Source organism: Azospirillum sp. TSO5, from assembly GCF_003116065.1.
Classification (GTDB): Bacteria; Pseudomonadota; Alphaproteobacteria; order Azospirillales; family Azospirillaceae; genus Azospirillum.
The window spans coordinates 1-10,700 of sequence record NZ_LGQY01000159.1 but is presented as its reverse complement, the minus strand read 5'-3'; the positions used below and the strand labels follow the sequence as shown (position 1 = coordinate 10,700).

Sequence of the window (10,700 nt, the reverse complement as noted above, 5' to 3'; positions counted from 1 at the left end):
CTGGACAACAGGTTCTGCAACCGCAAGCGTGGCTGGAAATTGCAAGCCGATGCCGGCTGGAAATTGGAAGCCGATTGACACGTGGGCCGATACGGGCGCGAACTTAAGGACCATCAAAATAACTCGCAACGCACACGTGAACCTCATGATCGGTCACTCCGTTACGAAGCAGCGCTTGTTACCCCCGTTGGCGCCAATCCCCAGCATACACGCGAGAGATATTCCTTTAAGACGGCAAAAATGGTGGGCAGACGTCTCCCTCGAGACGGAAACGGCGCATCATCCGGCGTAACGCGGGCTGGAGCGACACAAGGCTTCAGCCAGGGCGGTTTTGATCCCGGCGGAACCGCCAGGGCACCGGACGCGCAGCGACGCTTCATTCCGATGCGGAGCGTCACCCGCCGCTAAAGACGCAGTCCTCTCAACCGCAAGGCGTTGCCGACCACGGACACCGAACTCAACGCCATCGCCGCGGCGGCGATAATCGGCGACAAGGTCCAGCCGAACAGCGGATAGAAAACGCCCGCCGCGACCGGCACTCCCAGCGCGTTGTATACAAACGCCAGAAAGAGGTTCTGCCGTATGTTGCGCATCGTCGCCCGGCTGAGCATCCGCGCCCGCGCAATCCCCCCCAGATCGCCCTTGACCAGGGTGACGCCCGCGCTTTGAATCGCCACGTCGGTGCCGGTGCCCATGGCGATACCAACGTCGGCCTCGGCAAGCGCCGGGGCATCGTTCACACCATCACCGGCCATCGCCACCACACGGCCCTGCGCCTTTAACCGTTTCACCACTTGGTTCTTGTCCTCGGGCAGGACCTCCGCCTCGATCTCGCCGATACCCAGACGGCGTGCCACCGCCTCGGCGGTGGTACGGTTGTCGCCGGTCAGCATCACGATGCGCACACCATCGCCCTTCAGCAAGTCCAGTGCCTGCGAGGTGGTTGTCTTGATTGGATCGGCAACCGCAATGACTCCACCGGGGCCGTCATCCACCGCTGCGTACAACGCCGTGGCGCCCTCGCGCCGCAGTTCATCCGCGCGCGCCTCCAGATCCCCCAGAACGATCCCCTGGTCCCGCATCATCGCGGCGTTGCCAAGGGACACCGCGTGGCCGCCCACCGCACCAACCACCCCTTTGCCGGTGAGGGAATTGAAATTGGAGACGTCCTGAACCGGCAGGCCACGTTCCTTGGCAGAAGCAACGATCGCGGCGGCCAGCGGATGCTCGCTTGAGCGCTCCAGGCTTGCCGCCAACGACAGCAAGGTCGCCTCGTCCACTCCTGGCGCGGGGACCACAGCGGTCACCCGAGGCTTGCCCTCGGTCAGCGTGCCGGTCTTGTCCACCACCAGCGTGTCGACCTTTTCGAACCGCTCCAGGCTCGCCGCGTCCTTGATGAGCACACCGGCTGTCGCTCCCTTTCCCACCCCGACCATGATCGACATCGGCGTCGCCAGCCCCAGCGCACAGGGGCAGGCGATGATGAGCACCGAGACCGCCGCGATCAGCGCATAGGCGAAGGCAGGGTCCGGCCCCCAGACCATCCAGCCGACGAAGGTGAGGAGGGCGGCCAGGATGACCGCCGGGACGAAGTAGCCGGACACCACGTCGGCCATGCGCTGGATCGGCGCCCGCGAGCGCTGCGCTTCGGCCACCATGGTCACGATGCGCGACAGCATGGTGTCGGAGCCGACCTTCTCGGTCCGCATGACGAGCGCACCCGTCTGGTTCACGGTGCCGCCGATCACCTTGGCGCCGGGCTCCTTCTCGACCGGCATGCTCTCGCCGGTGACCATCGACTCGTCCACGGCGCTGCGTCCCTCGAGCACCTCGCCGTCGACCGGCACCCCGTCACCGGGGCGGACGCGCAGCCGGTCGCCGACCTGGACCTGGTCGAGGGAGATCTCCTCATCCTCACCGCTCTCCTTGATGCGGTGGGCTGTCTTGGGCGCCAAGTTCAGCAGCGCCCGGATGGCACCACCAGTCTGTTCGCGGGCGCGCAGTTCCAGCACCTGGCCGAGCAGCACCAGCACGGTGATGACAGCGGCGGCCTCGTAGTAGACGGCCACCACCCCGTCCATGCCCCGGAAGCTCGCCGGGAAGAGACCGGGCAAGAAGGTCGCGGCCAAGCTGAAGAGGTAGGCAACGCCGACCCCCAGTGCGATCAGGCTGAACATGTTCAGGCTGCGCCGCCGGAACGAGTGCCAGCCGCGCTCCAGCAGCGGCCAACCGGCCCACAGCACGACCGGCGTCGCCAGGAGGAACTGAATCCAGATGGAGAGGCGCGGCGGCACCAGATCATGAAGGCCAAGGGCCGGAATGTGGCTGCCCATCTCGAGGACCAGCAGCGGCACGCTGAGCACCAGGCCGATCCAGAAGCGCCGGGTCATGTCGGCGAGTTCCGGGTTCGGCCCCTCCTCGATGCCCGCGCCCACCGGTTCCAGAGCCATGCCGCAGATCGGGCAGTTGCCGGGCCCCTCCTGGCGGATTTCCGGGTGCATGGGGCAGGTGTAGATGACGCCCCTCTGCGGCGAGGCCCGCCCGGCCTCCTCCGGCGCCGCGGGCTTGGCTTCCGGCTTCAGATACTGCTCCGGGTCGGCGACGAACTTGTCGTGACAGCGCACCGAGCAGAAGTGGAAGCTGTGCCCATCATGCTCCGCGTGGTGCGCGGTCCGCTCCGGGTCGACCATCATGCCGCAGACAGGGTCTTTGACCGTCGTGCGGTCGTCGGGTCCTGCGTGATGATGGTAACCATGATGGTCCTGTCCGTGCTGATGCCCATGGTCATGGTGCAGGTCGTTCATGTTCGCATCTCCCTTCGCAGGCCCGAGGTCGGGACCCCGGTGTTGCGCGGCACCACCCAGGTTCAATGTGTGGCGACGACTGAGGACTCCATGCTCCACCTTCCAATGGCTGGAAGGTCAATCCCGGTTTGCAAGGCGATGTCTTCTCCGCCTCACTTCTTCGACTGCTCGCTCATGGCGGCGTGGCGGCGGCGGATATCTTCCGGCCAGGAGCTTTTGATGAAGGCGAGGACTGCCCAGATGTCGGCGTCGCTCAGCTTGCCGCCGAACGCAGGCATGTCGCTGCTGTAGCCGGGCGGGGCGAAGGCCGCGATGCCCTGTTTGGTGATCTTGAAGAGAGCCTCGTCCGGGTGGTGCCACGTATGACCGGTGGCATCGTGAGGGGGCGCCGGCAGACGGCCGTCGGGCTTCCGGCTCTGCCAGTTCGGCTGACCCTCGAGCCGACGCCCGTGGCACGACGCGCACTGCTCGGCGTACACCCCCCTCCCTCGGGCGACATGTGCGGCAACGGTCGGATCAGCGCCCGCCTTCGGGCCGACGAGCATAACCGCGCCAGCCACCGCAACTGCAGCGCCCAAGGTCAAGCCAATGCCGACTTTCATCGCCTTTTTCACGACTGCCTCTCCCAGTGCGTCATGACTGGAACGGCTTCCAGGTCTTCCCGCCATCCTGGCTGGCCAGGATGGCCGATTTGTCGGTCACGGCATACAGACGCTGCGGGTTTGTCGGATCCACCGCGAGATGCAGCAGGACCGCGTCGCCGAAGCCGTTGCTGACCGGCTGCCACGCCGGGCTTGGCTCGGTGGTCTTGAGCAGACCGGTGCCGACCTGGAAGGCGTAGGCGGTGCCGTCCCTGGTCGTTGTGACCATGGTCGCAGGGCGCGCCACCATATAGGCCGCCTGCCAAGTTTTTCCGGCGTCGCGGCTGACCATCAGGCCGGTGCGCGTGGCGGCGTAGACGGTATTCGCATCCTTGGCCGACGCTGCCAGGTCGAACATGTCGGCAGGCGGCTTGCCGGTGACCTCCCAGCTCTTCCCGGCATCCCGGCTGACCTGAACGCTGCCGTAGTGGCCGTAGAGCACATTGGGATTGGCCAGGCTGGCGTCCATCGAATGGAAATCCACCGGCCCGTTGACGCCCTTCGAGACCGCTTTCCAGGTCTTAGCGCCGTCAATCGAAACGAGGACACCTAGGTTCCCGCCAGTCTCAGGATGACCGCTGGCGAAGAAGGCGCCGGGCTGCGCCGGATTGGGCGTGAATCCCATGTAGTCGTGCCGATTGTCCGAAACCCGCGTCGCCGTGCCGTCGGGTTTGGTCAGCCACACACCGTGATGGGAGGCGAGATACAGGCGGGACGGGTCGCCGGAGTCGACGGCGATGCCGTGCAGGTGGGAAACCTCTGAGAGCTTGACGGTTTCGGCGGCGTGGGCTGGACCGGCGAGCATCATGGCGATCAGCGAGGCCGCCGCCAGTGTGGCGAGTTTCTTCTTGGCGCTCATCGGGCGTCTCCTTGTTCGGGGTGGCATGAGGCGGTGATCCTCATGCCACCCATAGGGTCTCAGTGGCCCGGGTGGCCGACTTCGAAGCGGGCCTGAACCGGCTTCTGGCCGGGCATGGTCAGGGCGTTGACCACCTTCACGCTGTCGTGGGACTCGCCGAGGTTGGCCTTTTCCTTGGCCTCCAGCGACCTGATCTCCGGATTGAGCCGCCACGCCCCCTCCACGGAATCGCGCAGGGTCTGTGCCCCGGCTGGAAGTGCCAGCAGGCAGACGGTAACCGCGGCTGCCGCCGCCTGCTTCATACGCTTGGACCCGAACTCACGCACCAAACGACCCTCCCACCCTGGGGCGGTTCGGCCCATGTCCGGCAAGGTGCGGGATCCATCCCGGCGTGACCGCGGCATACCGCTCATAGTCGACGCCGAAGACGCGGAGGGCTTCACGCTCCTCGGAGTGCGCCAGTCGGACATACATCCAGACGAGCAGCGGGAACATTACCAGTGTCAGGATGGTCGGCCACTGGAGCAGGAAGCCGAACAGGATGACGATGAAGGCGACATATTGCGGGTGCCGGATGTAGGCGTAGGCGCCCGTGGTTGCGAGCCGGTGCTCGCGCTGAGCGGCGTGAAGCACCTTCCAGGCCGCCGAGAGCAGGACGAAGCCACCCAGGATCAGCAGGTTGCTGAGGATGTGCAGCACGCTGAAGTGTGGGTTGCCCGACAGGCCAAGGACGGTCGACCACAGGTGCCCGGCGTCGTGCGACATCAGGTCGAGGCCGGGGTAGCGGGTCTGAAGCCAACCCGAGAGCAGGTAGATGGTCAGCGGGACACCGTACATCTCGGTGAACAGCGCCACGATGAAGGCGCTGAACGCCCCGAAAGAGCGCCAGTCCCGCGGCGACTGCGGCTTGCCGAAGCTGTAAGCAAAAATGATGAAGATCGCGGAGTTGAGGATGACCAGCATCCACAGTCCGTAGCCTGAGGCCTCGTGCGTCATGGCGAGCCTCCCTTGCCGGAGCCGTCGGCATCGTCGCCACCATGGCCGCCGTGGCCGTGTCCGCCGTGCATGAAGAGATGCATCAGCGGGCAGAGGAGCAGCAGCACCAAGGGCAGCGCGTCGAGCACGTGGGTGACGTGATAGAGCGACAGGTACACCGCCCCGACGGCGAGGACGCCAAGGCAGGCTAGTCCTGTCCAGGTCCGGTACCAGGGCAAGCGTGCCTGCGGTTCCGGCTTGTGGGTCTCGGGGGTGTGGTGGGTGTGTTCGTGCGTCATGGCTGCCTCCTCACATCATGCCCATCGGGCTGGCGAACAGCTGGTCGGCAACCCTCTTCTGCTCGTCGGTCAGCGCGGCGTAGAGCGGCTTGGCGGCGGCCTCGAGGGCCTTCACGGCGTCGAGCCGGGTGGCAAGGACCTTCTGCTGAGCGGCCAGCCGGTCCGGCCACGCGGATGGCATGCCGCCCTTGGCCATCTGCTCGTGCATAGCCTGATATGCCTTGGCGTTCGACCGCAGGGTGTCGGCGAAGGTGTTCCACTGCGGCGCCTGGGCGTCGGTGATCTTGAGTTCCGCCTTCAGGAAAGCGATGCGACCCTCGACGTGCTCGAACGGCAGGCCCATGCCACCCTGCTGGCCCATCATCATCTGGCGCATCATGGGCATCATCTGCTCCATCATGCCTGGCCCCATCATGCTGGATTGGCCGTTCTGCTGATCCATCATGCCGCCCATCATCATGCCGGGCCGGTTCCCGCTGGGCAGACCTCCCTGGGCTTGTGTACCGGGCTGCACCATGATCCCGCTGCCCATGCCCTCGCCGATCATCGGGGCGTTTCCGGACACGCTGGACAGAGCACCCTGGGACGGCTGAGTGGGCGGCGGAGCCACAGTGGGCTGGACCTGGGTGGTCGTGGCGCCGGCAGGGTGGTGGGCTTGGTGGTCCTGGCCTTGGTCCGGAGTGGTGGCGGTTTGGGCCTGGGCAGCTGACATCATGGCGACGAGCGCAAAGGCCGGGAGCATGGTGCGGGTGAAAGACGACATGGCGTCCTCCGTCTGATCATCTGATTCGAGCCATCCCGGTCGAACTCCATGCGGGAGCGCCGGGGACACAAAGGCCGAGCGCACGACATCCGGCGACATCCTTCGCTGAGCCAAAGCTCAAGCTGAACGCGGACAGACTCGTGGCGTCAGAGGATCAGAGAGGGGGACGGAGTGCGGGGTCGCTGTCGATGCCTTCGGGCGTTGCCAGGGCAAGCAGATGGTCTGCCCGGTTGAGGGCCGGAATAAAGGCTGCGACGGCACCGACCGGGAGGCCGCCATGCATGGTCGCGCACTGGGCGACGCTGCAGCAGGCATCGTCACCGAGCACACCAAGATCCTTGCAGCGGTCCTGCTTGTGCTCATGGTCCGCCACGCCGGCGACATCATCGTCGTGCGTGTCGGCCACGGCATGTTCATGAGGCGCCGGTGAGTGCTGGTGAGGCGGCAGACTGGCGTGGCTCGGCACGGCATAGATGAGCAGCGTGGCCAGCATCAGCAGGCTCACCACCACCCTCCTCACCGTCGACCATGTCCCACGCCACATGGCGATTGCCTTCCTTGTCTGAGACCGGACGGCACGTTGTGTGCCCACCGGCCTCTCTATGAGCCTAGGAGCATTCTCTGGCCCGCGCAACAGCACGATCGTCTCGACGACCGACCTGGCCGGAGTTCGGATGGGGATGGCAGAGTGTCCCAGCCCCTACTCAAAGGTATTGCAGGCCATGCGGCCTGCAATACTACTCTGGGCATCATCTCTTCCACTTAAAGTCCGAACACGAGCGGCGTGGTCCGTCGGAAGCCGACACGATCCGCTGGGTTCGACGGCACTACTGAACCGCCTCTCGTATCTGCTGCTCCATATCGGGCGTGACCTGAGCCGGTCGCGCAGGAAGGGGCTGACTCCCGCGCTTGCCACTGTTCCCAATGTCGTCAATGAGCAGCTTCATCTCAGCGATCTCGCGAACTTGTGATTCGATGATCTTATCTGCGAGCTTGCGCACGCGGGGGTCGCTGATGCTGGCGTTGCTTGCATTATTGATGGCGATGGAGTGGTGCGGGATCATCGACTTCATGAAGCTGACATCGCCGATCAGGCCCTGACTGCGGTTCACGTAGAGGAGTACAACTCCGACCAGCACGGCTCCGACCAGTACGGCGATCTTAATGGCCATACCCCTGTACATTGACCACATGAAGCCGAGCATCACGATAGTCATGACGCACCCCATAACGAGCGAGGAGACCAGCCGGTTTACGCTTAATAAGGCGTGATCGAGAGAATAAATAAGTTGATACATCAAAAAGAACATGATGAACGTTGAGGTTGCGATCATTGCCGCAAACCGACCCCACCCCATTGCCATCATGTTCCTATGGTGATTTTGCTCGTGTGACATTGTGGCTTCCTCTATCCCAATCTGACCAATGAGGGGGAACGATACCCCTATCATTTTTGTTCCCGCGCAGCTTTCATTGTCTTGGCATGCCGTTCCACAAACTCTGCCAGAGCGAGCATGAGAGGGGCTGCGTAAGACGGACTGCGTATCAGGCGTCGGGATCGAAGTAGACGATGTCTTCCATTCGGACCTTACCCTTGGCGACGCCCAGGTGCTCCGCCGGGGTCAGGCCGTCCTCACCCGTGAAGCACCAGTTGTACCAGACCCGGAAGATGTCGAGGCACTTGCCGACCATCGCCGGGTCGTAGGGCGCGTAGCCGTGCCAGACGCGCCGTGCCCGGCGCGTCGGCGCGATCGGACGCTCCAGAAGCCGCAGGCGGCGCCGGACCAGCATGAAGAAGCGATCGATGGCATGAAGCGAGGCTCGGTTGAACAGATGGGCCAAGTGGTCCAGCGTGTCGACGCCGTAGCCGTTCAGGTCGGTGAGCAGCACGACCTTCTTCTCCGGCTCGGCCATCGTCGGGAACCGAGAAGGTCTTGCCGCACCCTTTGCAGAAGAACCTCTTCGAGCCGGAGCGCGTTGAGCCATAAAGTCGATAGAGTTCCAGATGTTCCCGAGTCGCTTGGCCATGGTTGCCGCAGTCGCTGTTCAGGTAGCCGTGGCGCTCTGGAAGCCTCAAGAACGCGGCCACGCGGGAGAACTCTTCGTCAACTCCGCGGTTGGACTTCAAGGTTGTTGTCTTGCCGCACAGTTGGCAGTAAAGGCCAGGGACGCCGCCCGTTCCACTAAGGCGGTAGTTGTCCCGGCTGACCGGAGACGATGCCGCAGGACGACTGCGTGGTGATGTGCGGTTGGGGGAGACCCCGAAGTTGGCGCAGCCGGGCGTTTTGCAAAAATTCGCTTCAACTCCCGAGTATTCCGCGGGAATCCGCCGCTGATTACTTGTCGAAGAAATCTCCGGCATGAAAACGCGCACTCCAGTACCGCCGTAAAGAGGGCCAGAGTGTGCGTTCTCGTAATGTTCGAAAAGTCAACTCGCCATTATCAACCAAACACAGTAAAGCGTAGCTCTTCCAGCGCTTACGTGCGACTCTCAGCCATCAAGCACGGAGGGGACGATGGGATCGGTGCTCGAAGAGTTGGAGGCCATTCGGACCGTGGCGGAGATGACCGAAGCATTCCACGACGAGGCGCGGTGCCGTCGGCTGGTTGAGGCGATGGTGTGGCCGAACGGACGGCTCTGTCCGGCCTGCGGCTCGCGGCGTTCGATCACCCTGGCCGGGCGCGACATAGGACGACGATCGCGGCCAGGGCTTTATCAGTGCTGCAATCCGGACTGCCGCTACCAGTTTACCGTGACGACGCGAACCCCGCTGCATGGAACGAAGCTGCCGTTGCGGACCTGGCTCATGGGGCTGTGGTTCATCCTGCAATCGGACAAGGGCATCTCGTCCATCCGTCTGGCCGAAGCACTCGGCGTCAGCCAGCCGATGGCATGGCGGATGAGCCATGTTCTGCGGCTCCTGGTGTTGCGCGACCATCCGCTGGGCGGAACGGTGGAGATCGACGAGTTCCATTTCGACGCCAGGCCGCGCCGTGATCCCAACCCTCCCAAGCTGGGGCGCGGACGCAAGGGCCAGCCCCGCACGACGAAGACGCCAGCACTCGCGGTTGTCCAGCGGCCAAGCGGTCGGGAGCCGGGGACACCGGCGGGCGAGGCCCGTGCCGCCGTGGTCGCTGACCTGTCGCTCGACGAGGCCGAGCGGGTGCTGGAAGCCGCTGTCGATCCTGACGCGCACCTGATGAGCGACGAATGGAAGGCGTTCGTCGCCATCGGCAGCGCGTTCGCTGCGCACGATACCGTGCGCCATTCTCAGCGCGAATATGTTCGCGGTACCGTGCATGCCAACTCGGCCGAGGGCTTCAACGATCGTGTCCGGCGCACGATCGCCGGCGTCTTCCACCACATCAGCCCCGACCACGCCGACCTGTATTTTGGCGAGATCGGCTTCCGCTGGTCCCAGCGCACAGTGGCAGGTCAGGCCCAACGCCGGACCCGCAAGGGCCGGACGGTGATCCAAACCCTCTGGTCCCGTGTTCCCCCAGCCCTCCAGCTCCCGGCCGTCTTTCGTTACGCTGTCGGGCGCCAACTCCGGCGGACCAAGGACGGCGGGATTAGCATCCGCTCCGCCGTAGCTGTCTTTGGTTGATAATGGGGAGTCAACTTTCGGCGGAACCGCCTATGCCCGGTGGGGCCGGACAGTAGTGGGCGGTTCCGGGAAAGCGCAACACCTTTGTGTAAGGGCTGGGCAGAGTGTCGCTCCACTCTCATCGCCGCTCCAAGTCACCGAACTGAGCATGGCCCCTCCAGCGATAGGAAAGTCAACACGAAAATCGCTTATACAGCGGCTACGTCGCCGCTGATGGCCCTGGTGGGCGTCGGCGCCACCGTCTTCGCCATCTCGGTCAGCGTCTACGGCGTCGTCCGCACACTGCTGTCGCGGCCTCCGCCAATCGAACAGGCGCCGGTGGTTGACTGATGGGCCGGGTAGCGCGGCGTATGTGCGGTACCCGCCCGGACCGGGCCACATGTCGGTCGCAACGCTGGTCGCCGTCAACCGAAAGACGCCCAGGGGCTGACCAGCCCAAGTGCGCGTGGTTCCCGGCAACCGCTCATGCCGCGAATGGGTATGCTCCGTTCCGCGATGTGAGGCTCAGCGTTTCAGGTATTTGACGAGAGCGGCAATCCCGAGGACGACGAGAACGAGTAGCAAGATCCAGAGGATTGCCATCCCGCCCATGCTCCAACCCCAGCCATCCATACTGCCCGACATCATGGGAAATTCCTGCTGTTACTTGCTGCCAGCTTGCTTGGCCGGGGGCTGCTTCAGCCAGTCCTGAAGCTGCTGGACCTCCTTCGTCTGATCATCGACCATCTTCTGAGCCATGGCCTTGAGGTCG

11 protein-coding genes are annotated in these 10,700 nt (G+C 64.3%); 1 reads left to right on the top strand and 10 read right to left on the bottom strand.

Annotated features, from left to right (window positions below):
- Window positions 1–404 precede the first annotated feature (404 nt).
- The 10 genes from TSO5_RS30775 to TSO5_RS30730 form a co-directional block, all read right to left on the bottom strand.
- A complete protein-coding gene (locus TSO5_RS30775) occupies window positions 405–2,804 on the bottom strand; it encodes a heavy metal translocating P-type ATPase (protein ID WP_109155170.1) in 2,400 nt (799 codons plus the stop codon).
- A gap of 152 nt (window positions 2,805–2,956) precedes the next feature.
- Window positions 2,957–3,418, bottom strand: a complete 462-nt coding sequence (locus TSO5_RS30770) for a cytochrome c (protein ID WP_246799110.1) — start codon at window positions 3,416–3,418, stop codon at window positions 2,957–2,959.
- A gap of 19 nt (window positions 3,419–3,437) precedes the next feature.
- The gene (locus TSO5_RS30765) at window positions 3,438–4,304 is read right to left on the bottom strand and encodes a hypothetical protein (RefSeq protein ID WP_109155168.1); all 867 of its coding nucleotides are present in this window, start codon (window positions 4,302–4,304) and stop codon (window positions 3,438–3,440) included.
- 59 nt (window positions 4,305–4,363) lie between these two features.
- Complete coding sequence (locus TSO5_RS30760; protein WP_136706026.1) at window positions 4,364–4,630, bottom strand: hypothetical protein; 267 nt, start codon at window positions 4,628–4,630, stop codon at window positions 4,364–4,366.
- On the bottom strand, window positions 4,623–5,300 hold the full coding sequence (locus TSO5_RS30755; protein WP_109155166.1) for an isoprenylcysteine carboxylmethyltransferase family protein: 678 nt from the start codon (window positions 5,298–5,300) through the stop codon (window positions 4,623–4,625). Before TSO5_RS30755 ends, TSO5_RS30760 begins: the two co-directional genes overlap by 8 nt.
- A complete protein-coding gene (locus TSO5_RS30750) occupies window positions 5,297–5,578 on the bottom strand; it encodes a DUF2933 domain-containing protein (RefSeq protein WP_109155165.1) in 282 nt (93 codons plus the stop codon). The genes TSO5_RS30755 and TSO5_RS30750 overlap by 4 nt, the downstream gene beginning before the upstream one ends.
- A 10-nt stretch (window positions 5,579–5,588) precedes the next feature.
- The gene (locus TSO5_RS33105; RefSeq protein WP_199231069.1) at window positions 5,589–6,341 is read right to left on the bottom strand and encodes a Spy/CpxP family protein refolding chaperone; all 753 of its coding nucleotides are present in this window, start codon (window positions 6,339–6,341) and stop codon (window positions 5,589–5,591) included.
- Between the two features lie 154 nt (window positions 6,342–6,495).
- Entirely contained in the window at window positions 6,496–6,846 is a 351-nt protein-coding gene (locus TSO5_RS30740; RefSeq protein ID WP_109155164.1) for a hypothetical protein, read from the bottom strand.
- A gap of 322 nt (window positions 6,847–7,168) precedes the next feature.
- Window positions 7,169–7,738 (bottom strand): DUF305 domain-containing protein, encoded by a 570-nt coding sequence (locus TSO5_RS30735; protein WP_246458205.1) that lies wholly within the window; start codon window positions 7,736–7,738, stop codon window positions 7,169–7,171.
- A gap of 148 nt (window positions 7,739–7,886) precedes the next feature.
- On the bottom strand, window positions 7,887–8,255 hold the full coding sequence (locus TSO5_RS30730) for a hypothetical protein (protein ID WP_109155163.1): 369 nt from the start codon (window positions 8,253–8,255) through the stop codon (window positions 7,887–7,889).
- Window positions 8,256–8,857: 602 nt separating this feature from the next.
- Between TSO5_RS30730 and TSO5_RS30725 the strand changes: the two genes are divergently transcribed.
- On the top strand, window positions 8,858–9,949 hold the full coding sequence (locus TSO5_RS30725) for an IS1595 family transposase (protein ID WP_109155162.1): 1,092 nt from the start codon (window positions 8,858–8,860) through the stop codon (window positions 9,947–9,949).
- Window positions 9,950–10,700: the final 751 nt, after the last annotated feature.